Origin of the sequence: Acaryochloris marina S15 (assembly GCF_018336915.1) — a bacterium.
GTDB lineage: Bacteria > Cyanobacteriota > Cyanobacteriia > Thermosynechococcales > Thermosynechococcaceae > Acaryochloris > Acaryochloris marina_A.
Window position 1 is genome coordinate 2,755,327 of sequence record NZ_CP064923.1, and the last position, 23,688, is coordinate 2,779,014.

21 protein-coding genes and 3 pseudogenes are annotated in these 23,688 nt (G+C 45.6%); 16 read left to right on the forward strand and 8 right to left on the reverse strand.

Going from position 1 to position 23,688, the window contains the following annotated elements; genetic code table 11:
• Positions 1-46 precede the first annotated feature (46 nt).
• Positions 47-754 carry a cysteine dioxygenase gene (locus I1H34_RS13015; protein ID WP_249370087.1) on the reverse strand — a complete coding sequence of 236 codons (708 nt, stop codon included), beginning with the start codon at positions 752-754 and terminating at the stop codon, positions 47-49.
• A gap of 878 nt (positions 755-1,632) precedes the next feature.
• Here I1H34_RS13015 and I1H34_RS13020 point away from each other — a divergent pair.
• Together I1H34_RS13020 and I1H34_RS13025 are read left to right on the forward strand one after the other, a co-directional pair.
• Positions 1,633-1,854, forward strand: a complete 222-nt coding sequence (locus I1H34_RS13020) for a DUF2949 domain-containing protein (RefSeq protein WP_212665987.1) — start codon at positions 1,633-1,635, stop codon at positions 1,852-1,854.
• A 105-nt stretch (positions 1,855-1,959) separates the two neighbouring features.
• Entirely contained in the window at positions 1,960-2,148 is a 189-nt protein-coding gene (locus I1H34_RS13025) for a CPXCG motif-containing cysteine-rich protein (protein WP_212665988.1), read from the forward strand.
• Positions 2,149-2,214: 66 nt separating this feature from the next.
• Here the strand turns inward: I1H34_RS13025 and I1H34_RS13030 are convergent, their stop codons facing one another.
• Both I1H34_RS13030 and I1H34_RS13035 read right to left on the reverse strand, forming a co-directional pair.
• Positions 2,215-3,024: a WecB/TagA/CpsF family glycosyltransferase gene (locus I1H34_RS13030; protein WP_212665989.1), complete on the reverse strand. Its 810-nt coding sequence runs from the start codon at positions 3,022-3,024 to the stop codon at positions 2,215-2,217.
• Between the two features lie 673 nt (positions 3,025-3,697).
• Positions 3,698-4,489: an IS5 family transposase gene (locus tag I1H34_RS13035; protein WP_212665146.1), complete on the reverse strand. Its 792-nt coding sequence runs from the start codon at positions 4,487-4,489 to the stop codon at positions 3,698-3,700.
• A gap of 93 nt (positions 4,490-4,582) precedes the next feature.
• On the opposite strand from I1H34_RS13035, the gene I1H34_RS13040 reads away from it, so the two are divergent.
• The 3 genes from I1H34_RS13040 to I1H34_RS13050 all read left to right on the forward strand — a co-directional run bounded on the left by I1H34_RS13040 (position 4,583) and on the right by I1H34_RS13050 (position 6,147).
• Positions 4,583-4,831, forward strand: a complete 249-nt coding sequence (locus tag I1H34_RS13040; RefSeq protein ID WP_249370089.1) for an acylphosphatase — start codon at positions 4,583-4,585, stop codon at positions 4,829-4,831.
• 162 nt (positions 4,832-4,993) lie between these two features.
• Complete coding sequence (locus I1H34_RS13045; protein WP_212665990.1) at positions 4,994-5,662, forward strand: response regulator transcription factor; 669 nt, start codon at positions 4,994-4,996, stop codon at positions 5,660-5,662.
• Between the two features lie 128 nt (positions 5,663-5,790).
• Positions 5,791-6,147 carry a response regulator transcription factor gene (locus I1H34_RS13050; RefSeq protein WP_212665991.1) on the forward strand — a complete coding sequence of 119 codons (357 nt, stop codon included), beginning with the start codon at positions 5,791-5,793 and terminating at the stop codon, positions 6,145-6,147.
• Between the two features lie 92 nt (positions 6,148-6,239).
• Here the strand turns inward: I1H34_RS13050 and I1H34_RS13055 are convergent.
• Positions 6,240-7,475, reverse strand: a pseudogene (locus I1H34_RS13055) (IS256 family transposase).
• 82 nt (positions 7,476-7,557) lie between these two features.
• Complete coding sequence (locus I1H34_RS13060) at positions 7,558-7,911, reverse strand: DUF4347 domain-containing protein (protein WP_249370091.1); 354 nt, start codon at positions 7,909-7,911, stop codon at positions 7,558-7,560.
• A gap of 592 nt (positions 7,912-8,503) precedes the next feature.
• On the opposite strand from I1H34_RS13060, the gene I1H34_RS32160 reads away from it, so the two are divergent.
• The 8 genes and pseudogenes from I1H34_RS32160 to I1H34_RS13100 all read left to right on the forward strand — a co-directional run bounded on the left by I1H34_RS32160 (position 8,504) and on the right by I1H34_RS13100 (position 16,732).
• Positions 8,504-8,833: a carbohydrate porin gene (locus I1H34_RS32160; protein WP_249370093.1), complete on the forward strand. Its 330-nt coding sequence runs from the start codon at positions 8,504-8,506 to the stop codon at positions 8,831-8,833.
• A 50-nt stretch (positions 8,834-8,883) separates the two neighbouring features.
• Positions 8,884-10,143 carry a sensor histidine kinase gene (locus I1H34_RS13070; protein ID WP_249370095.1) on the forward strand — a complete coding sequence of 420 codons (1,260 nt, stop codon included), beginning with the start codon at positions 8,884-8,886 and terminating at the stop codon, positions 10,141-10,143.
• A 36-nt stretch (positions 10,144-10,179) separates the two neighbouring features.
• A pseudogene (locus I1H34_RS13075) lies at positions 10,180-11,008 on the forward strand (IS1 family transposase).
• An 18-nt stretch (positions 11,009-11,026) separates the two neighbouring features.
• Positions 11,027-11,233, forward strand: a complete 207-nt coding sequence (locus I1H34_RS13080) for an ATP-binding protein (protein ID WP_249370097.1) — start codon at positions 11,027-11,029, stop codon at positions 11,231-11,233.
• Positions 11,234-11,462: 229 nt separating this feature from the next.
• Positions 11,463-13,298: an NAD(P)H-quinone oxidoreductase subunit F gene (locus I1H34_RS13085; RefSeq protein WP_212665993.1), complete on the forward strand. Its 1,836-nt coding sequence runs from the start codon at positions 11,463-11,465 to the stop codon at positions 13,296-13,298.
• Positions 13,299-13,352: 54 nt separating this feature from the next.
• Positions 13,353-14,906 (forward strand): NADH-quinone oxidoreductase subunit M, encoded by a 1,554-nt coding sequence (locus I1H34_RS13090; protein WP_212665994.1) that lies wholly within the window; start codon positions 13,353-13,355, stop codon positions 14,904-14,906.
• A 51-nt stretch (positions 14,907-14,957) separates the two neighbouring features.
• Positions 14,958-16,253: a CO2 hydration protein gene (locus tag I1H34_RS13095; RefSeq protein ID WP_212665995.1), complete on the forward strand. Its 1,296-nt coding sequence runs from the start codon at positions 14,958-14,960 to the stop codon at positions 16,251-16,253.
• 77 nt (positions 16,254-16,330) lie between these two features.
• The gene (locus I1H34_RS13100; protein ID WP_212665996.1) at positions 16,331-16,732 is read left to right on the forward strand and encodes a fasciclin domain-containing protein; all 402 of its coding nucleotides are present in this window, start codon (positions 16,331-16,333) and stop codon (positions 16,730-16,732) included.
• Positions 16,733-16,786: 54 nt separating this feature from the next.
• Here I1H34_RS13100 and I1H34_RS13105 read toward each other — a convergent pair whose 3' ends face one another.
• A complete protein-coding gene (locus tag I1H34_RS13105; protein WP_212665997.1) occupies positions 16,787-17,011 on the reverse strand; it encodes a hypothetical protein in 225 nt (74 codons plus the stop codon).
• Between the two features lie 266 nt (positions 17,012-17,277).
• Between I1H34_RS13105 and I1H34_RS13110 the strand changes: the two genes are divergently transcribed.
• Complete coding sequence (locus tag I1H34_RS13110) at positions 17,278-17,661, forward strand: (2Fe-2S) ferredoxin domain-containing protein (RefSeq protein ID WP_212665998.1); 384 nt, start codon at positions 17,278-17,280, stop codon at positions 17,659-17,661.
• Positions 17,662-17,725: 64 nt separating this feature from the next.
• On the opposite strand, the gene I1H34_RS13115 is transcribed toward I1H34_RS13110, so the two are convergent.
• Complete coding sequence (locus tag I1H34_RS13115) at positions 17,726-18,772, reverse strand: pentapeptide repeat-containing protein (protein ID WP_212665999.1); 1,047 nt, start codon at positions 18,770-18,772, stop codon at positions 17,726-17,728.
• Between the two features lie 39 nt (positions 18,773-18,811).
• The gene (locus tag I1H34_RS13120) at positions 18,812-20,893 is read right to left on the reverse strand and encodes a serine protease (protein ID WP_235108529.1); all 2,082 of its coding nucleotides are present in this window, start codon (positions 20,891-20,893) and stop codon (positions 18,812-18,814) included.
• A 248-nt stretch (positions 20,894-21,141) separates the two neighbouring features.
• Between I1H34_RS13120 and I1H34_RS33250 the strand changes: the two are divergent.
• Both I1H34_RS33250 and I1H34_RS13130 read left to right on the forward strand, forming a co-directional pair.
• Positions 21,142-21,387: pseudogene (locus I1H34_RS33250) on the forward strand (IS1634 family transposase); the annotation flags it as partial.
• 1,445 nt (positions 21,388-22,832) lie between these two features.
• A complete protein-coding gene (locus I1H34_RS13130) occupies positions 22,833-23,660 on the forward strand; it encodes a sulfotransferase domain-containing protein (protein WP_212666000.1) in 828 nt (275 codons plus the stop codon).
• Positions 23,661-23,688: the final 28 nt, after the last annotated feature.

The following is a 23,688-nucleotide window of genomic DNA, read 5'->3' on the forward strand; positions in this document are numbered from 1 at the left end:
CGATGTTGGCAATTTATTGAGTTGAACGGATACATCAGAGCTAGAACTAGCCCAGTAAGCCATGAATCTGGGTGCGGAGTTCTTGGGCCACTTGCTGAAGTTGAGCAGAAAGAGGCTCCTCCATACGCTGTATCCGGGCCAGCATCTGTTGGTGGTGGCGCAAGGTCGTTTGGTGATCGCCTTTCAGACCCTCAATTTTACGGGTAATAAGTTCCTCTGGTAGGCAGAAAAAGACACCTCCATCGGTGAATTGAATATTGCCTGCAAATAAATCAAAAATTCTGGCACTACCTGTAATAGCTGCTTGGGGAAACTCAGTGCCATACACATGCAAACTAAGCAAAGGCTGCTGGCTAGGGTTGCCCATTTGATGAATCAAATCATGATCCACTGGAATAACTGTTCCAGCGTTAAACGGCATGATGGCTTGAGTGGTCAGAAGATTATTTTCAAAGTGATATACGCTATGTTCGGCTTGACCAAAAGATTGGACCGCTCCCCATTGTGCTGAACCGTGATCATGGAAGGCACTGAAGTCACCAGGTGCCCAGGACATCACCATGATTTCAAAATGCCCCCCGTCATAAACTAAATGCCGACCATAGCTATCTGCTAAGGGGTGGTCAAAATCTGCCCATAACATCAGATCTTCAGCTTGGATATTGGCATCCTGCATACATTGACAGGCAATTTGAGGCGTTATATGAGATTGTTCGCGAATCAGCTGGATCAAAGACTCCAGGCTTTTAGGCATGCGCAGAGATGGTATTTCAACTTGATCTAACATCATCCAAACCGAGTGACTACATTGAATAGATTTTTCCCAACTGTATTGCCATTTAGGTCAACTAGGGTTGAGGAAACCTCCTATTTGCCAAGGTAGGCCTGGGAACTGAAGGTTCCCTGAGAAATAAGTTAAGCCATCTTAAAGTAATTCAGGAATCTCCTGAGAATTATGACTCATGAATTCAGCGAACAATCTACCCTTGCCCCACAAAACCTACTGATTGGATGCTTGATGACTGATTGAGTCAAATGGGGAGTCCTTATTTGTTTAATATCAACCACTTTCATGGCCAGGTTCAAAACTGGGTAACAGTGTCATGAATGATCAGGGTAATCTGGAGTCTCATCATTTCTCCTCAGAATTGATCTTCAAGCATGATTTCAACTCCTGTTCAAAGGGCATAGCCTGAACGGATTATTGAGTATCGAAGGCCCAGTCATCATTATTGGATGGCTTATTCTGTCGTGGATGTATAAACGAAAATCTCCTGTTTTTTAAACCTTGCTGAGAATCCTTAAACATTTAGAAAATATAAATTATTTTGTTTTTGGTGATGTAATAAAAAAAGCAATGATCTAAAAAGTGGGTGTTCGTTTGAAAATGATTAAATCCCCTTTCCTCAGATATACGGAAATGGACTAGTTTGCGCCCCCAACTCTCTCCATAGTTATACGGAAAAAACCTTGAAATCCATAGACTTCAGTATTTCTACCGTTAGCTAATCCTGGCTGGGTTGGCACTATAGTTACTAACCAGCTACCGTTGCGATCTGATTGAGGCAAGTAAGGGAGACTTCCTCAAACTCCATCAAACTAATACTCTTTTCTTTCTTGGATTGCGTGATCATGTCATCTTCACTTCAGCAAAAATTTATTAATTTCCTCCAAAATGATCTAGCAATTTCGAATGCAGAACTCAATGTTGCTCTTCGCCGTCAAGATCCCACAAGAGGACAACTTCATATGGTGCTTTGGCAACATGGGTTGATCAGCATCAATCAACTCAACTCCGCTTTCGAATGGCTGGAACAAGAAGCATCTAACCCTTTAGAAGTGCAAGTTGCCTAACACAATCAAGAAAATCTATACGTTTTATGGTCCACTGCTCATTCTCCATCCACAGTAAGCTTAGGTAGGACAAATAAAGCATCTGAGAGGATACCGATCTGATTCATGGAAACGACATCAGACTACCAATGTGCCTTTTGTGGAGAATTTAACACCACGTTCATCGATATCAGTGCAGGATTTAGACAGTCTTACGTAGAGGACTGCCAGGTCTGTTGTCGTCCCAACTTACTGTCAGTGACTGTAAACCGAGAAAGCTTAGACATTCAAATCGCTACAGAATATAACGGGTAAGCGCCCGTTTTCTTGTAATTACCCTTTGTTTTAGCTTGTTAGAAATATACAACCCATCCTATTAGGTCACCCAAATACGAAACTGACACAGCGATAGCAGATTTGTTTGATAGCTAAGTAAATGAACATGGGGATTGATGTGGCATAGCGTTTCCATAATCTTTTAGGTTCTTGGATTAAGCGATAAAACCACTCCATCCCCATATGTCTTACCCAGCCTTTTGCTCGGTGCTGAATGCCTGCATATACTGGGAAAGCGCCACCTAGACCAATCATGACTGCGTTAATTTGGTCTTTATGAGCTGCCATCCAACATTCCTGTTTGGGGCATCCAAGGGCAATCATCACTAAGCCAGCTCCACTCCCATTGACCCGCTGAATTAATGATTTATCCTCTTCTAGGGTTAGGGGTCTAAACGGTAAAGGTTCCATATCGGCGATGACTAAATCAGGATATTCCGACTGTAAACGGCTTCTCATTTTTTGGAGAATGAGATCCATCGATCCTAAAAAGTAGACACTAACCTTTTCCTTCTCTGCTTTGTGGCAAAGGGTTTGCAAAAGATCTAGTCCAGCCACTCTATCTTGGTTCTTAGCTCCCATCAGTCTCAGCATCCAAACTAAGGGCATGCCATCGGGTGTAACAACATCAGCTTGTTGAACGATTTCTCCGAAACTGGGCCTTTGGTGAGCTTCTACCAGCATATGTGTGTTTGCCACACAAATATATTTACTCAGCCGTTGCCTTGCCCAATCTAAAATCACATCCGTTAGGGCATCAAATGGGGCTGCCGTTACCTTGGAGCCAATGATGTCTAAGCGAGGAGGTTCTTTCACAATAGGATTTTGTTCTAGAACTGATGTTTTTGATTGCATTAAAGTAGATTCCAACAGAGATTTAAATGACTCAAACCGGATCGACTTTTTTTCTTTTAGAGAAAATTATAAAAATCGATACAAATCCATATATATATCAGTGTTTAGTAAAGATATTACGCTGTTAGAGCAAATTTATTGACTTTTGCCTTTTGGGCATTACGGAAATATCTTTCCTTAATACAAAATATTCTCAATTATTTCTCCTGGCGAAAGACTTATATTTCGGCTGTATTGCTGGATAAACCAGTAGCAACAGCTACTGATATGATATGCACTCTCTTTTATTCAATTTATAGACTGTAGACGAAAATTCTAACAAAAATTAAATATACATAGACAGTGAAATAAAATAAGAAAAATTTAAGAGAAAAAAATCAAATATGAGGCTTTATGCTCTAATTTAGTTTTTATCGGATCTATAGGTATTTTGATAGATTGAACTAAAAAGGACGGCTCACGTGTAATTTTTATAAAAAATCTGAAAAGCTCTATATTTCTGAAAGGAATGGCCATTCTCCTTAATTCAATCCTAGAAAAATTTACTTGGATTTTGAAGTGCTACTATTTCCTATTATTTGTGTTGACGATGAATTCATAATTTACTAATCAAAATGTCAAATGTAATTTGCCTTAGAAGCTGTTTGAAAAGTAAAAAGACAGTCTACCCAGCTTAAGTTTGAGGCTCTAATCGACGAACCATCAAATGAACCATAGCGGCAAAGATCATCATTTCGCTAGTGGTTGGCAAAAATTCATAATCCTTACTCAAGCGTCGATAATGACCGAACCAGGCATAGGTGCGTTCGACAACCCAGCGCTTCGGAATGACTGTAAAACCTGGTTCATCGCTGGTGCGTTTGAGGTGCTCTAGTGTCCAACCAAACTGCTGGCCAACCCAGGCCATAAAGTCTTTACCTGCAAAGGTACTATCCACCCAAATCACTTGGAGACAACTCCAAAAAGCGGCGTAGAACGTTGCCAGTAAGGTCATTCCGTCATGGTCAGAACGTTTCGCACTATGGACACAGACCCCCAGCACTAACCCCATCGTATCGACCAAAATGGTGCGTTTGCGTCCTTTGACTTTCTTTCCCCCATCAAACCCGATGTCTTGTCCGCCACTGGCAGTCTTGACCGATTGGCTATCGACACTCCCTGCACTGGGGAGTGCATTACGACCTGATTGAAGGCGAATCTGTGTGCGCAATGCAGTATTGAGCTTCTCCCAGGTTCCGTCGTCCTCCCAAGCCCGAAAATAGGTGTATGTGCTTTGCCATTTCGGGAAATCATGGGGCATTGCACGCCACTTAATCCCGTTGGCAACCAAGTAAAAAATCCCATTCAAAACCTCTCGCATATCAATACTGCGCGGGCGTCCACCCGGTTTGGCATCAGGAATATAGGGTTTTAATATTTCCCACTGGGCATCGGTTAAGTCAGTGTCGTATGCTAGTCGTGTCATTTTGGGGTCTCCTGGTAGACCCCTTTACCTTAAAACCCCTCTCGATGAGAGATACAAGGGGTAAAACAACTTTTCAAACAGCTTCTTAGAGCAGTGATTTCAGGCAAAGTCCAAGGGGTAGGCTATCGTTACAGTACAAGAGATAAAGCTCGATCCCTTGGACTTGTTGGGTGGGTACGAAACTTGGCTGATGGGCGTGTTGAAGCCATGACAGAAGGAGAACGCAGGCAAGTGGACATTATGATGGAGTGGTTTAAACAGGGACCTCCTGCAGCAGAGGTTGACGGGGTTGAAATTGATGAACTCCCTGTAGGCGAATTTGGAGAGTTTGAAATCCTGTGAGAATAGCAACTGGCCATTCATCAGTGAGTGATATGTAGACGCCAAGAATTGTCATTGACCTGTGGCACTTGTGAGGAGAAATGATATTCCTCATTGTCGAGGAACTCTATCAATGATTATGATCGTCAGCATAGTCGTTAATAAATAACGGTCTTCTATTCGATGGCCCACATTCTGATTGCAGAGGATGAACCTCGAATTGCATCCTTCATTGAAAAAGGTCTCAAAAGCCATGGATACACCACCAATACGGTGGGAGATGCCCATGCAGCCTTATCTTTGGCTTTGAGTGATGATTTTGATCTACTGCTACTAGATTTAGGATTGCCTGGTAAAGATGGACTTGAGATCCTAGCTGATTTACGCGGCCAGGGGTCTGTACTCCCTGTCATCATTTTGACCGCCAGAGATGATATTCAAGATAAAGTGTCTGGTCTTGAAGGTGGAGCGGATGATTACATGACCAAGCCATTTCGGTTTGAAGAACTATTGGCAAGGGTCAGAGTCCGGTTGAGAACGGTAACGAGTGGAACCACTACAGAGCCTATGGTGATGACGGCTTATAATGTGGTGCTGGATCTACGAACTCGCAAAGCCAAAGTAGATGATCAGTGGATTGAGCTACCTGCCAGAGAATTTATTCTTGCAGAAACGTTTTTCCGACATCCGGGTCAGGTGCTCAGTCGCCAGCAACTTCTGGATCGGGTATGGGGATACGACTACGATCCAGGATCAAATATTGTTGATGTCTATGTTGGCTATTTGCGTAAAAAGCTAGGCAACTCGCTCATTGAGACCGTGCGCGGGGTTGGGTATCGGTTAAAGACATAGAATCAACGAATCAAATGAGAACATTCTCATGTTTTTCATTCGCTGTTTGAGCTAGCTTCATATAGATACACTTTGTAATGCTTCGGCCTAACTGGAGTATTGTCACTGACGCAAAATATCTAATTTGTATGAAGCGGGTTCTCCTAGTTGAAGATGAAGAGCGCATAGCCCGTTTTGTAGAAAAGGGGCTGCTGAAGCATGGCTATCAATCGATAGTTGCCACTGATGGTCAGCAGGCGTTAGCACAAGCCAATCTGGCAACATTTGATATTGTTTTATTGGATTTGGGGCTGCCCATCATTAGTGGTTGGACTGTGCTCCAAACTTTACGTCGCCAGGGGTTCATTGCGCCGATTATTGTGATTACCGCCTTTGTTGACCAAGATGAGTTGGCGTTGGCCTCTGGAGCGAATGACTTTATCAGTAAGCCGTTTCAATTTTCTGAATTATTAGAGATCATCCAGCGAAATCTAGCTGAGTCATAAAGATAGGCCAATTTATTTTCTGTCTTGCTCAGTGAAATAGTGAGGCACTGATTCATTGAGAGTGATCATAATTTTGTGTAAGCGCTTTTTTCTTAAAGGGCAAAGGGTTCTGGGAACAGGATAGCAAAGTGTGACAGAGCAGCTCTCCAATTTTTAATCGGCCTGTTCCACTTCTTAGCGATGTTGTTCATCGCCAGATACATCAGTCTGAAAACAGCATCTTCGCTAGGGAAGACCGCCTTCGTCTTGATAACTTTACGCAGAGAGCAGTTGAGGGACTCAATAGCGTTGGTGGTGTAGATGACCCGGCGAATCTCCATGGGGTAGTCAAAAATCGGAATCACATTTTCCCAGTGGCGAATCCACACCTGACTGATGGCTGGATAGACCTCATCCCACTTTTGAGCAAAGGCATCAAGCGCCGCTTCTGACTCGGCTAGTGTAGCCGCTTGGTAGATCGGCTTGAGGTCAGCGACAATGGCTTTTCTGTCTTTCCACGGCACGTACTTCATGCAGCTATGCATCAGATGTACGATGCATAGCTGCACCTGCGTAAGCGGATAGACAGCTTCAATCGCTTGTGGAAAGCCTTTGAGACCATCACAACAGGCGATCAGCATATCTTTCAAGCCTCTGTTTTTAAGATCGGTGAGGACTTTCAACCAGAACTTCGCCCCTTCGCTTTCGGCTTCACCGACCCACAGGCCGAGTAGTTGTTTATCGCCTTCGCGGTCAATACCGAGCACCACGTAAACGGCGCGCTTACTCACCCGGCCTGAGACCTTGATGTTCACGTACAAAGCATCGAGATAGACAATCGGGTAGACCTCATCAAGGGGCCTTGACTGCCATGCTTTAACGTCTTCGCTGACGCTTTCGATAACCTCGCTGATGACGGCTGCTGAAATCTTTGCACCGCCATAAAGTTCTTCGAGTTGAGTGCTGATGTCACGGGTACTGTTGCCTCTGGCATAGAGCGCCAGGATCTTCTCATCGAGTCCGGCGATGCGGCGCTGGTGCTTCGGCACCAAGAGAGGCTCGAAGCTACTGTTGCGGTCTCTGGGAATGGATAGCTCCAATTCGCCATCATCGGACTGGACGGTCTTCTTTGAACTGCCGTTATGACTGTTAGGGGAAGTGTCCTTGTCTGAGGCTTCGCGTTTGAGATGATGGGTGAGTTCACCGGCTAGAGCACGCTCGATTAAACGCTTTTTGAGCTACTTCATCAGGCCTGTTTCGCCCAGGATATCTTCTGGGCTACGGCAATCTTCTAATAGTTCGTCAAGCAAGTCATCGACGCGGTTCGGTTCTTTTTCCTTGCGGGGCATGGTGCGGTCTCCTTTGTTTGTAGGATTCTAGACCGCTTACACAAAATTCTGGACAGTCTCCTATAAATATAGCTAGCCTGATTCATACGACTCTTACACAGGCTCTTGTCAGAAATGCTAGCCAAGAGACCAATGCTTGCCCCGTTTGAGTCGTAGCCAGGTCACATCCATGAATTAGAATCTCTGCATCATGCGTAAAAAAATTACGCCATTCTCTAATCGTGTCAGCATAAATCCAAAGATTTGCCTCATTCAAAAAGGTCGTACCCAGATCGATTCGATTGGACGCTCCCTTGCAAAATAATATGAGCTTTGAAAGATTTTGATACTGCTTGAGCAGAGATAGTATTTGTGCAATGCCATCTTCTTGCCCATTGAGATTATGAACTTCTGCATCTTCAATCGGGTTAGCCAGTAAATCATGGGATAGAGTCACTTCTGCATCTACAACTATGATGGATATGGTACTGGGAGAAGCCCCTATTAGTTGACTGTCTTTAATAGTTGGAGAATTTAGTGTTGTTATAGGGTGAAGCATTGTTATATTGTCAACTCGAACTACTTACTATGAAACAAGACCAGTGAGTAAGTTCAGATGCGAGAATGACGGACTTCTAGGTGGCTTTCAACTGAGTTATTTTTCTTTTCCCTGGATAGATTAAATATCTATGTGATTTAAGGAATCTGCGTAGTTCATCTGAAAATCATAGATGTCGATGTCTTTGAAATTTCAGGTCATGTGTTGAATTGGCAACCCCACTGATTTACCGGAACTTAGTCGATCCATATATGCGATTATCAAATCAGTCTCCAGAACTTCGGGTAAGTCATGGTCCACCTGTAAATTATTCCGGGTTCACTTACTCTGCATTGGTTTGAGGGAGCCAGAGCTGCTGCTATTGGCCATTTAGTTCCGCAGTTCTCAGTACAGTTAAGGCGCGAGTTACTCGTCCAGACTAGCTTATCCCCTTATTCTTCTGGCGAAACTTGCTGGTAAGACATTGCCGTAGTCATCACTGAGTACAATTTTGACTTTGACAAAAAGAGATGCCTTCCAATCTGAGTGGAGTGAAACCATTGTAAAACCTCCAAAACTCAGGCTTGGCAAGTTAACCCGGAAAAATTTACAGGTGGTCAAAATTTATTCCGAGATCGCACAGTGGGGACTGATCATGGGGCGTCCCCCTCATGTTATTACGGAATCCCAATCCGCCTGGCATCTGGAAGCGTTTTACCAGATTCAGTTAAATGAACAAATTATCCTGACCCCCGGTATCGTTTTGATCACCCATCCAGAAGCAGCACCGAATTGGTCCCCCATTGTGGCGGGTACTCTACGCACCCTTTTTCGTTTCTAATGGCTCGATCTTGAAGAGGACTTTTTGTGATTGACTCCAAATGACCACTCGTGAAACTGCGAAAACGCTCGGTTGTAGCAAGATTCTTCCGGCAAACCCGTACTCGTATTTTGCTGCTGTATGTTTCGCTGTTGGGGGTGTTTACAGGACTGGCCATTCCCCTGTATCAAACGTTGATCACGAACCAGGTGTCCCTACGCGTACGGAATGATTTGAGTGAAGCTCAAGAAATATTTCACGACGCCTATATGAATTGGGAACGACAGCCCAATCAAACCTTGGAAGATCTTGAATCTTTTGCGGATGACTTTTTAGCCAATCAACTCCCTGAAGACGATAACTTCTTTATTTTTATTATTGGTGGAGACTTTTACCGTTCCAATCCATCTCGATTACTCAAGCCGATGCGACCGGGGTCTGAACTGTATCAGCAGTGGGAAGATGTAGTTGAATTTAATCGGGGAGAGTGGGTGGCGGACCTGCCTGAGATTGGCACCGTTCTCTACAAAGCTGAACCGTTAATTGTGGATGGTGAACAATTGGGTATCATGGTCCTCGCCCATGCAACGGCGGGGGAACAGAATGAAGCTTTAGCCAGTGTTTATACCTTTGTGATGATTGAGGGAGCGGTGGTGTTGCTCTCCCTATGTCTGGCATGGTTTGTCACGGGACGGTTACTCAAACCGGTACGCGAACTTGCGATCGCAGCTCGTCAAATTAATGAATCAGACCTAACCCAACGCCTATCGGCTCAGGGCTCAGGGGAATTGGCGGATCTGGCTCAAATTTTCAACGCCATGATGGACCGACTGCAGGACAGCTTTAACAGCCAGCGCCGCTTCGTCAATGATGCAGGCCATGAACTACGGACCCCGATCACGATTGTTCGAGGTCACTTAGAACTAATGGATGATGACCCAAAAGAGCAGCAAGAAACTATCGAACTCGTGCTGGATGAGCTAGATCGGATGGGGCGCTTAGTCAATGACATGATTGCCTTGACGAAATCAGAGCGCCCAGACTTTCTGCAATACGAAATGATTGATCTCAAGCAATTTGCTCATGATCTATTTACGAAAGCCCAGGCCCTAGCTGACCGTGACTGGCAAGTAAAGCTAGACTGTGCTGGCTCCATGATGGGGGATCGTCAACGACTGACGGGGGCCTTACTGAATTTACTCAGAAACGCTACCCAGCACACTCTCCCCACCGGCACGATTGAATTGGGCTGTAAGCAAACCCTGACCCAAGTGATTTTTTGGGTCAAAGATAATGGCACAGGGGTCGTGCCTCAAGTAATTGTGGGTTGAGTATACTAGAGGCTCAGCTCAGCTTCTAACCTACCCATGCAATGCCCACTATGCGGTCATTCCAAAGCACACAAGCATGGCAAGATGCCCAACATGCTTCAACGATACCGTTGTCCTGAGTGCCAGCAGACCTTTACTGAACGCTTTGATACCCTTTACTATCGTCGTCAGGTGAGTCCAGAGCAGGTCCGACAAGTTCTCCAAGCCCATGCAGAAGGGAGTAGTCTTCGAGGTATCACTCGGACCAGTGGCCTGGCTTACAACACTGTAGTCTCTCTAGTAAGAGCTGCTAGCCAACGATCTCAGCAACTCCATAATGGCCAAGTGCAAGCCGTTGAAACGGAGGATGTCAGTGCAGATGAAATGTGGTCCTTTGTGAAAAAAAGCAAAAACACTGTCTTCCCTATGAGCTAGAGATGGGTGATTGTTGGATGGCGATTACCTTGGCAAACACAAGCGGCGTGATCCTCTCGTGTCGTGTGGGCAAGCACACCGATTCATTATTGAATGAACTGGTGACTAGCACTGAAGGTAAGACCGATTGCAAGGACTGGAATAGCGACGATTGGGGGGGTACGAAAGAGTGTTGCCTTGGGAGATTGACCATTACATTGGCAAGGACAGAACTCAACGACTCGAACGCACCAATGGCATTATTCGACAGCACAGTGGTCGATGGCATCGACGCCAGAACAAATTTGGCAAAGTGTGGGCGCAAACCAAAGTCACTGCTCGATTAGTGGTCAGCTATTTCAATTGGATTTGGACACACAGTCGGCTTAAAACAACGGCGGCACAACGTGCTGATCTAGCCTCGCGAGCTTGGCATTGGGATGACATACTCACCTACCCCACAATTGTTTGATGCACGACCGGCACAGGCATGTCTCCAGAAGAACAGCTGCGAATTTTTGATCGCTTTGCCCGGCTAGGCAAACGCCAATCGGACGGTTCAGGTTTAGGACTCGCCATTGTCAAAGCATTTACCAAAGCCCACCGAGGCAAAATTGCTTTAGAGAGTCAATTGGGCAAGGGCTCTACCTTTACGATTACCCTGCCCCTCTCTACTCAATTTGGCACCGTCTCCTAACTTCAAATCATTTCTCAGCACAGAATGCTCCATCCTGGCTAATGGCCGGGATGAATTCATCCTGTGCACAACGGCTTGTATTTTGCCGTGAAATTCAGCTGTTTTAAAAAGAAAATTAATTTTACTTGAAGTTATGTTACAAGTTACTATATTGATATTCATAAACTTATTTCTATATAACCTTAGATTTAAGTCTATATAAGTTTTCCTTTTAGTTCTGGAATCAGTTGTGCTTGAGTTTTTAACGCAAACAGCTTGGTTTATCCCTTGCTATCCTCTGATCGGCATGGTGATTTCCCTCCTATGGACCCCCTCGATCATCCGTCGGACGGGGCCTCGCCCGGCTGGCTACGTCAATATTGTCACGACCTTCTGTGCCTTTTTGCATGGCGTGGTGACCTTCCCCAGTTTTTGGAACCAACCCCCTCAATACATCAATATCTCTTGGTTGGAAGTATCGGGACTGACCCTTAATATCCCCTTAGAAATTTCCTCCCTCACCCTTGGTGCTGGCATTGTCATTACCAGCCTCAACTTGCTGACGCAAGTTTATGCCATTGGCTATTTAGAGATGGATTGGGGTTGGGCTCGTTTCTTCGCCCTTCTGGCTCTATTCGAAACGGGAATGTGCTCCCTTGCCCTCTGCAACTCATTATTTTTTAGCTACATCATTCTAGAAATTCTGACCTTAGCCACCTATTTAATTGTGGGAACTTGGTTTAACCAATCCCTCGTGGTTACGGGTGCTCGGGATGCCTTTCTCACCAAGCGAATTGGGGACTTATTCCTCTTGATGGGCGTGCTAGCCATCTTTCCCTTGGCAGGCACTTGGGATTACCGAGAGTTAGCAATTTGGGCCCAAACCGCAGAGGTTAGCCCCACGGTGATGACCTGGCTAGGCCTAGGTTTAGTGGCAGGTCCCATGGGTAAATGCGCTCAATTCCCCCTGCATCTGTGGCTAGATGAGGCGATGGAAGGCCCGGTTCCAGGGACAATTCTGCGAAATTCCGTGGTGGTGTCTACGGGGGCTTGGGTGCTGATTAAATTAGCTCCGGTGATTGCCTTAGCACCAATTGCCTTAACCGCCATGATTGTGGTCGGAGCCATTACTGCCATTGGCGGTACGTTTATTGCGATCGCACAAATTGACATCAAGCGAGCCTTATCCTATTCAGCCAGTGTCTACATGGGGCTAATTTTTATCGCCGTAGGGACACAACAGTTGAATGCTGCGCTGCTGCTGATGTTGACCTACGCCCTGTCCATGTCTCTGCTGATTATGAGTACGGGGTCGATTATTCTCAATACCATTACCCAAGACCTGACCCAACTAGGAGGCTTATGGAGCCGTCGTCCCATTTCTGGACTGAGTTATCTGGCAGGCACCGTGGGATTAGTGGCTCTACCGCCCTTTGGTACCTTTTGGGCACTCCTAGAGTTAGTGGATGGTCTGTGGGTCCAACATCCGGTATTAGTGGCAGTCATCTTGCTCGTCAATGCCTTGACTGGATTCAGCATTATCCGCGAATTCGGCTTAATCTTTGCGGGAGAGCGCCAGCCCATGACGGTGCGAGCCCCCGAGAATTTATGGTCTATCACCTTACCGACCACTTTCTTGGCTGGAGCAACCCTACATTTGCCCATCATTCTGCAAAAGCTGGGACTCCTCCCCCACTGGTCAGTTCTTAATCATGAAGCAGGCTTTTTGTTAGCAGCGTCTAGTCTGGTGGGCTGTGGTCTGGGTGCTTATATCTACATCGGTAACCAGTTTTCCAAACCCATTCGATTGCCCTGGACCTCAGTGCAGGACTTCTTTGCTTTCGATATGTACACCCCAACCCTGTATCGATCCAGCATTGTTGCGGGGGTAGATAGGATTTCTCGCCTTACTGACTGGCTAGATCGCCATGTTGTAGATGGCGTGGTCAACTGGATTGCCCGTACCTCCGTCAACACAGGGGAAGTCCTCAAGTATGGAAACTTCGGACAAACCCAGCTCTACTTGCTAACGATTGTTTCAGGGGTTTTCATTATTATTTTGCTGCTATTGCGGTCTCTCGCATAGCTCATCCTCTTCCGCTCCAGCCCTCCTGCCGTCTTTTTCATACCTAATAATTTCATGCTCAATGTACTTATTTGGTTTCCCTGTATTGCAGCCATCATTGTGGCTCTTCTGCCTCAGCAAATATCAGGTCGTAACGTTCGTCTAGCTGCGTTAATCCTCTCAGGGGCAATCTTGCTGTTCACCTTGGCCGTAGTTGCTCAATTTGATGTGAGTAACAATGCTCTTCAATTTCAGGAGACTCGGTCTTGGCTCACAGATCTAGGATTGGACTACCAGTTAGGAGTAGATGGATTATCTCTGCCCCTCCTCGTTCTGAATAGCCTACTCTGCTGGATTGCTATTTACAGTAGCCGCGTCGAAACCAAGCGTCCTCGCCTATTTTATGCCCTGGTTTTGTTAATCAACGGCGGCGTCGCTGGCGCTTTTGTGGCCCAGAATTTGCTGCTGTTTTTCCTCTTTTACGAGATTGAGCTGATTCCTTTTTATCTGCTAATTTCCATTTGGGGCAGTTCCCAGCAGGGCAGTGCTGCCACCAAGTTTTTGCTCTACACCGCCACCTCTGGGGGCCTGATTTTAGCTGGGTTCTTAGGGGTGATTTGGTTTAGTGAGGCCAGCAGTTTTTCCTATGAGGTTTTGTTGGGACAGGATTTGCCCATCAATATTCAATATGCGGTACTGATTCTGTTGCTGCTGGGGTTTGGTATTAAAACCCCGCTCGTCCCTTTGCATACCTGGCTTCCCGATACTTACGTTGCCGCTTCCACTCCCGTTGCTATTTTGCTGGGGGGGGTGCTGGCTAAATTGGGGACCTACGGGATTTTTCGGTTCTGTATGCCCCTGTTTCCCGATGCTTGGCAAACCTTGTCTCCTGTGTTGGCGACTTGGGCGATTGTGAGTGTGTTGTATGGTGCGTTAGCTGCCATCGCCCAAAAAGACATCAAACGAATGGTGGCCTATAGCTCCGTGGGACATATGGGCTATATCCTCCTGGCCGCTGCCGCCCATACGGAACTCAGCGTTGTCGGTGCCATTTCTCAAATGTTTGCCCATGGACTGATCTTGGCGCTGCTCTTCCATTTGGTCGGTATCATTGAGACCAAGGTGGGGACACGAGATTTAGAAGTCCTCAATGGTCTCATGAATCCAGTGCGAGGGTTACCTCTAGTCAGTGCTCTCCTTGTTCTCGCGGGCATGGCTAGTGCAGGAATTCCCGGATTGGTGGGCTTTATCGCTGAGTTTTTGGTCTTCCAAGGCAGCTATGCGGCCTTCCCCATTCAAACCCTATTGAGCGTCGTGGGGACCGGATTAACGGCAGTGTATTTTGTCATCTTGCTGAACCGAACCTGTTTTGGGCGCTTAGATAGCAGCATTGCTTACTACCCTAAGGTGGAATGGAATGAGCGAATTCCAGCCCTCATTCTAACGTTGCTGATTATTGTTCTGGGGCTGCAACCGTCTTGGCTCGTGCGGTGGAGTGAACCCACAACTGCAGCCATGCTTGCAGAAATCCATCTATCTACTCCCACCCCTAATACATTTGTAGTCAAGATTGACCCTGAACCCATGCCAACTTTGCTAAGCGCTGGGAACTCTTCCTCTGTAAGTTAAACCCCCTTCTTTGTTTCTCGATTCATTGTTAGACGTCTATCCGCAATTCCTATGAGTGCCACGACCTCGACACCCACTAAACTGCCCCCGTCTCAACATCAGTTCGCTGATATTATTCATCGTCTGGAAGCGGGTGGGGCAATGTTGCCCGATACGCCAGAAAATCTGAAGCAGATTATTGGCATTTATAAAGCCTATGCAGTCCCCATGGATTTCTACTGGCGCAACTTGCTCTACATCGCCGAACAGGTGTTCCTAGAACCGTTGCCCCTGTTCAAGTACTTCTTACCCAAAGAGTATCTGGATCTCCACAATCACTATGCTGGGGATGATGCAGATTTGCGGATTTGGCGAGGCGAGGCCACCGCTCACCCTGAATTAGTGGAATTTATGGAGAAGGGTGAGATCAAGCGCAAGCTCCCTAAACTGCTGCATCACTTGTGGCATGACCGGATCAATATGGAATTCGCGGAAGCCTGTATGCGATCCATGTTCTGGCATCGCAATATGGGAGGTCAGTTTGATCCGTACTTGGATACGGATGAGTACGTTGCCAACGCCGATCGAGCCATCAAAGCTTACTTCAAAGGCAACCCGGTGATGCTAGGGCTGTATAAGCTCTTTCCAGATATGTTTGTGGAGCAGGTTCGGCAGTTATCCTACTACTCCAACTTGGGCCTGTTCTGGGAAGTGATGGCTCCCGTCTTTTTTGAAATGTCGGATCTCTACGATGAGGGCAAGCTGACCACGGTCCCCGAAGCCATGGACTTTTTGGTGAATGGCATCTTTGCGATCGCAGGTCGTCCCATCTATCACAATGTCTATATTCGGGGAGAATGCTACGAAATTGTTCCTAAGTCCAAAGGGTTTATGTGGCTCTATGAAGCGGCTCTTCCCTATGTGGAAGCGGTGTTCTATCGCACCTCTCCCTTCCGGGGAACAAAGTCCTACAATGCCCAGGCCAAGCAAGTCCCAGAAAATCAAGAAGACTTTCACTACGGCATTCTCTATGCTGACGTGTTTCCCATTGGGTCTGCTGGTATCCCTCCGACCCTGCTCATGCAGGATATGCTGCATTTCCTACCCCCCTATTTAGTGGACTATTACCAGCAATATTGCCGAGGTGAAGATGACACCCTGATTCAACTGGGAGTAACCTTTCAGCGGTCCATGTATTGCGTCACTTCGGCGGTGATTCAGGCCCTTCGCCAAGCGCTGCTCTATCCCCTGGATGATGAAGACCCTCAACATTTGCAGGCCAATCGGGACTTCTTTGAATCCCAGCTCGATCGGTTCAAACGTCCTGAAGCTCGGTTAATGGATATTCAACGCCAGGACTATCGCTAGGTCTGACGAATTTTATCCCCCTCGGCGGTCACTGACTGCTCAATCCATTGAAATTTGCGGTTAAAGGAGTTCTTACAATGGCTGATATTGTTGATATTGCAGTTGGGTCTGATGATTTTTCGACCCTAGTTGCGGCAGTCCAGGCAGCAGATCTAGTAGAGACGTTGAAAAGTCCTGGTCCGTTTACTGTTTTTGCACCTACAAATGATGCATTTGCCCAGCTTCCTGACGGCACCATCCATACCTTGTTGCAGAATATCCCCCAACTGAGCCGAATCTTGACGTTTCATGTCGTCCCCGGCAAGCTTACTCAGGCTGATTTACAAGAGCTGGAGTCAGTGGTATCTGTGGAAGGCTCGCCTATTCCCATTCGTGCTTCTGAGAATTTTGAAGTGAAGAATGCCACGGTGATTGCCGCAGATATTGAGGCTGAGAATGGCGTGATCCATGTGTTAGACCGAGTCCTACTGATGGGGTAGTTGAGATCGCAACTACGTTTCAGCCAGTCTTTGTGAACGGGCGTAGCAATGACATTACAAGTCGCTATAGATAGCTGCTTGCTGGATCAGGTGCTGCAGTTCATCACATTCCAGACCCTCAAATGCCAATGCGAGCCCGGTTTGGACAAGGCCCAATCTTTGTCTGGCTTCTGAGCTGAGTTCATCGGTTGCTTCACCCGCACAATCAAACATTATTTTTGACAAGATCAAGTTATCGGAAGTCACTGCCAAAGCTTCAGCTAATATTTCAGTCAACATAATCTGTGCCTATCAGGGTAAGTTCACTAGCATCATCAGATAAATTGATGAGGAATTGAACAGAGAAATCACGGAACAGTGATTTTAAGCTCCAGAAATAAATTAGTTATTTTTACCGATATCAGAGTTTTTAGAATCGAAGCCGATGATTTAGAATTCAATCTAATATTATTTGGCAGCGATTTCAATTCCAAGCCTTGAATATTATGGCTGGGCCATTGTATTGTATTTTTCCTGTGGTTTAGAGCTTGCTACGAGCTGTCTAGATGCCTACAAAAATTTTAGTTTGTCAGAATAAGACCTGTCACCAGCAAGGTTCAGCAAACGTACTGACTGAGTTTCTGGCTAGCACTCCCCCTGGAATCATCGTGGAGTCTTCAGGTTGTTTGGGGCAATGTGGGAGTGGGCCAATGGTGTTCATGTTACCTGAAGAGATATGGTACAGCTGCGTTCACCCCTATGACGTAGCTGTGATTGCGGAGCAACATCTCAGGCGAGGACGGGTGGTCACTCAAAAGCTATATCCCATGTTCCATTCTCCACCCAGGCCAATTGGCATATGGCTAACAGCCTTGAGCTTCTTGCTAAGTTTATTGTTCTTGTTGATATGGATGCAAGCAACCCATGCTGCCCTGCTTGCTCGGGCTTAGAAGTTATACAGAACTCTTTTCAGGTTGACCATACAAAAACCCGAAATCAGTTGTGGGCTATAAATTAGCAGTTACCTTCAGGACCAGAGCCGATCTGGGCTGCATCCAGATTGGCGTTAGACAACTCAGCACCCTCTATACCTGAAGAAATATCTATCATCAGCCCTTGCAAATTGGCCCGGCTTAAATTTGCATTGGTGAAATCTGTGTTATTCACAGTTGCTACTCTAGCTTCCCAGGACGAAGCACTACAGCTACCTTTCCAGTAGTAGCTCAAATGTGCTCCTGCAAGATCGGCGTCTACAAAACTTGCTTCCTCTAGCTTTGCTCCTGCAAGTTTCGCATTAATGAGTAATGCCTCTCGAAGGTTTCCACCTTCGAGAGAGACATAGCCAAGATTCGCACCTGTTAGATCGGCTCCTTGGAGATCAGTTTGTCTTAAGGATGCAGCTGGTGTCCCGCTGCATGAGGCATAGCATCCCAAACGAGTTTGTTTAAGTATCGCCACTCTTAAGAAAGCCCCACTCAAATCAGCACCATACAGAACAGCTGTGCTTAAATCTGCTCCACTAAGGTTAGCCTTTCTGAAATCAACTTTGGTCAGATCGCTATCCCGAAAATCTACTCCTCGCAAGTCTGTTCTTCTAAGGTCTGCTCCATTGAGTGATATTTCTCTGAGTTTTGCCCTGCGCAGATCCGCTCCTACTAAAGAAAGTATTGGAATTCTGCCTGGAATTTGACAATACATTTTGGCAGAATGCAATGGACATTTCCCAATTAGGCTTTCGCTGTATAGAAACAAAAGCAGTTCTCCTTTCCCTCTCCCATCCAATTGAGGTAGTGTTTCTAAGGTTATTTCTTCAGCTTCCTTTATCAGGCTAGGAGGAGCTGATGGTTCCTTCAATCCCTGATCTATAAAAAGTTGTATCGTTTGAAAATAACCAGATAGTACTTCGACTCTATTCTTATTTTGGTCGACTTGAGCCCAGTGTAAATCAGCCTTTTTCTGACTTAGGCTAATCCTTTCCTGTTTAAGCTGAGAACGGATACGTTGAATATCCAACCAACTCAATACCAGAAGCAACACAGCAGCAAGACCAACAAATGACACAAAGTATCTCAAGTGTTTCATGAGTCATTTCATTGCTGACTACAATTTATTCGCTCTCTCTAGCCAGTCTTTTGCACTGGACTCATCTCCCTGCTGTTGATAAAGCTTGGCAACCTGACGATAATCAGCCTTTGCCCCTGCACGCTGCCCTGCCTTTTCTCTGGCGCTGCCGCGCATGATGAACCAAGACGATTGAAAGGGCTGTAACTTAATCATCTTGGTATAGTCAGCAATGGCCTCAACATAGCGTTTTTGTTTCTCGTACAGTTGCCCCCGACTCAGATAGACCGACGTATCATTCGGTTTAAGGGTTTGGAGCTGACCATAGGCCGCAATCGCCCCCTCTATATCATTCTGATCTTGACTCAGGGAAGCAATCTGCTCATAGGCGCGGGAATTGCGAGGATTGATTGTGGTCATCCTGCGATAGTCCTGGAGCGCACCTTGGGGGTTACCACTATAGCGACGTACATGGGCACGACGATCGTAGGCTTCGGCATTCTGTGGATTGAGCTTGATCAGCTGGTCATAATCTTTGAGAGCGCCCTGCTGATCGCCCTGAATAAAGCGGGTACTGCCCCGCTGACTGAAGGCCAATATATTTTGCGGATCAATCCGAATCATGGCGGAATAGTCTTGGATGGCGGATTGATAATCGGTCTGGGCCATATAAAGCGTGGCCCGCCACAGGTAAGCCTGCAAACGGTTGGGGTTCAGTTCAATCACCCGACTAAAATCTGCGATCGCACCCGCTGCATCACGACTCGCATTCCGATAGGCTCCCCGTAGCCAATAGGCCTGTTCTGCCTTGGGATCGAATTCGATCACTCGGTCTAAATCTTGAAGAGCAGCTTGGGATTGACCACTTGCGATCGCATAATTAGCCCGAGCTAAATAGAGGCGAGCCTCGCGAGGTGAACTGCCAATGGCCTGAGACAAAACTGCCCTAGCGCCAGCATAGTCACCTGACTGGGCCTTAATAGCGGCATTGATGAGAGAGTCGTCAACGGGAGATGGAGGTGGTGCATTGGCAGGCAGATGTGCCTTTAAGGTCATCCCCAGCGACTGGGCTTGCTTCAGAAACGATTCGATGGGAATACCGAGATTGAACCCTGTTTTAATTCGAATATCGGTATTGAGCGTTGAAGCTTCTAGGGTACTATCGACATCCCCTCGCCCGTGAATGCCGACGAGTTCACCATCACCATTAAAAACGCCGCCGCCACTCATGCCAGGGAGGGTTCGGTTGGTGTAGATCATGGCATAACCATCGGCAAAGCTGCGGCTGCTGCGAGCCGTAATTTTGCCATCGGTAAAGTTATAGACGGGTTGAGTGATAGCAGCAGTCGTCATCGGAAATCCCGATACGAAAACGGGCAAACCCTCGCTAGCAGGTTGCCCACTGGCAAGGGAACTGACGCTGTAGGTGCGATCACTCTGGAAGGTTACGACTGCCAGATCAATATCCTGTAAGGGGCGCACCTGCATGGCCATATGCTGCTGCTGATCATCTGTTGTAATCCGATAGGGGCTATCGGTTGCAGCCACGACGTGAGCTGCGGTTAAGAGAGTATAGGTATTGCCTTGGCGCTCGATAATCACGCCAGATCCTTCAGTGATGCCATTCCCTAAGCTAACGGTGACCTGTTTCGCTCGTTGGGCGATATCCCCGGTGGCCAGGGCGATTGGAGAGGGTCCCGTCGGTCTGTCGATCTGGGGCCGGGCAATGGGCTGGGCTTTCGTTTTGCAAGCATCGGGATAAAATGCGGCGATGGAACTTTTTGATACACCTTCAGGGATGGGAACGATGGGGCTACCTGGGCCTTGGAGCGGCAGACCCGGTTTTTTGGTAACGACCTGACCTTCTACGCGAACTCCATAGCCAATGCTGACATTATGACCAATTCTGACTGTGGCAGGCTGCGGCTCAGGAGGGTTAGATAGGCCTGTTGGTAGCGCTGCTGCGGGGATGCGATGGTCTCCGACCGGCCTTTGGCCATCGCAGTTCCCCGTTACGGTTTGGGCTTGACTGGATGATATTGACGTTAGGAGTACTGGAAGACCCAGTAGGTTTAGATTAAATAGTAGTACCCCCCAGATTGCCCTTCGATGTTGCTTCATAAACCTGTTTCTACTTCTTTACATGACGACAGCAATCTAGGAGCATCTCAGTGCTTCATACCCTTCTCGCTGAGTCTACAAGGCCATGATAGCCTCCCAATTGAGGAACGTCTTGCAGACAAACCTCGTTCTTATGGATTTTGTGGATTGGACTGAAAATCATTGCCTATCACGCTGTAAACTTGACGTTCGCGTAATCAAATCGCAGATATTCAGCGCTCGTCTAGCCATCAAGCTAGGACTGTGTCATGGTGGATCAACTTACTATTACGACTGAGCGTGTTGATGATGTAGTGCTATTGCTGCACATGACGATGCAAATGGGCTTACCAAAAGTACTCAACCAACATCTTCCCCGGCATTGGAAACAGGAAGGTTTGGATTGGGGTTGGGTAATTGTGATCTAGCTTTCCTATATCTTTTCCGAAGGAGATCACAGTAAAGTGGTAGTGCGAGATTGGGGCAAGCAACGGAGCACAATGATTGCCCAAGTCTATGAGTTTTAAGCTTTTTAGTCCGTGCTTTTTTATTGTGAAGTTATTACACGAACGCCAAGTATATTCTTGTCAGGGTTTTAAGAGCGGTTGCGACAATCGATACTAGTCATCTCTCGATCAATAAAGTCGTTATCTTTATTGATCGAGAGATACCAGATTCACTCCAATTTCCAATCAATCAAACCCTTTGAGATTTGGGGACCAAAAAAGCGTGTGAATTGCCTCACTTTCCTGACCAACAGATTATCGCTCGGGGGAGGTAGTCTGAATTACCAATATTGAGAGAAATAATCCACTCTCCATTGCTAACTAAAACTGGTGAGGTGATTGCTGAACCTGTTTGCCACAAAGGCACAGGATACCTTCTAACCTTTAACCCCGGCGAATTTCAGATCACAAGCAACCCTTATCCAATCTGGAGAGTAATCCAAATTGCAGCTAGTATCCCTATGCCCGACCAAATTAAAGGTAAAGTAGGCCAAGGATTTTTAGTTGTTTTATTCATAATATAAAACCTTTATACTTTATTAAAACATCTAACAAAACCCAACTAAGTTGTCAAGGATGATTTTCTTTTGAGAATCGGGGCAAACTAGGGTATGACAACGACTCCTGAAATAGAGGTCTATAAGGCTGAAAGCTATATTTAGAAATTATTTCAGGCGACGATTGAATTCGATTTCGTGAGAGGGAAGTCAATTCCGTTGTATTGGGCTCGTTCTTAAACTTACTCATCGATTGCAGAGTAATTCTTATATTCTGAGATCTCTCCATTTTTACCTGCAAGGCAGTAGTTCTCGAGCTACCAATATCCTTGATTTCAGCTCGTTCCGGGTTTTAGATAATCTTACCTATGGATTAAAACCCGAAATCAGTTGGCAAGCTAGCTCTGAAAGTAACGGCCTTTTTTTTCTCGTTCATGGGAGTATCTTGGCTTATAACTCCCTTCAGTAGAACCTTTTTCGAACCTCCTTTAACTAGAGGGGTTGAGATAATCTCACCTGACTACCGTGATATGTTCTGTCAGATCAATTGTATTGGAACTCGATGATGAAGATTGGTCAATCATTTAAAAATTGATTTAGATCACTACTTTTTAGTGTCTAAATCAGTGACAATTCTATCAAAAAATTACTTTTGCGGCCAAATAAAATTCTTAAGCAGAAGAAAATTCTATATTTTTCATTTCAAGCTTAACTCAGTTAAAAGTCAGTCATTCTCAGTTCTGAAGTCAGCTACACATCTTCTTAGATATAAATAGATGCATTTTTAGATAGCGCTTACATGAGAGTTTTTATGCTTCTATGCAGTCTAAAGGGAAAAGCTTTGCTTCATTTAGTAACAGATACCGATTATTTTTAATGTGATATTTCTTTGAAATGCCACATAATTACTGTTTTTTGACCATAAAAGTGTAGTTTCTTATAGTAGTAGATAAAATCATGAAAGTCATCCATATACTGAATAAAATTGATCGATTTCTTCATCCTTCCAATATTTATGCTCTTCAACCTAATCATGATCTTCTTAGGAAGAATAGATCGCTTATAAAATCGAATGATATTGTTTTATTATCTTATCCAAGATCTGGAAATACTTGGTTAAGAAGACTCTTAGCAAACTCGATATTAGAGTCACAAAAAAACCTGCTCTCAAAACAATCAGATATTCCTTTTGAAACTGTAATTCCGTCTATTTATACCCAAAGCTTGGAACCAAGTTGTTTACATAACTATCAAGACATCAGCCAACGTATCATTAAGAGTCATGAACATAGAGATGCCAAAGGACATCGAACCATTTATTTACTGCGCAATCCAGCCGACACTTTAGTGTCTTGGTATCATTTTATTTCTGGATCTCCAAAACTCTTAAATCAATTTCCTTGGATACTAGATCTATCTATTGATGAGTTTTGCTTGAATGCTGTAGAAGGCTGGGTCAAGCACATCCAACAGACCCGCAAGTACAAAAATATCTTGCTAGTTGAATATGAAAACTTATTTCAATACCCAAGCCAGGTACTTGAAGAAATCTTGTCTTTTTGTGGTTTTTCCCAACACAACATTGATCTAGGTAAGGTAATTGAAAATCAGTCTATCCGTAAACTTAAGCCTATCACTCAATCATTAGAATTAAGAAAAGGTGGAGTTGGACATGGCTATATGGAATTACAAGCAGATACTGTGGCAGAACTACATAAATATCAGAAATTGATCGATACCAAATGGAGGCCTGCAATGAATTCTAGCCTTACTACTGTTCTTTGATAGCGAAAGGTTCTGAAGAGTCGATTGT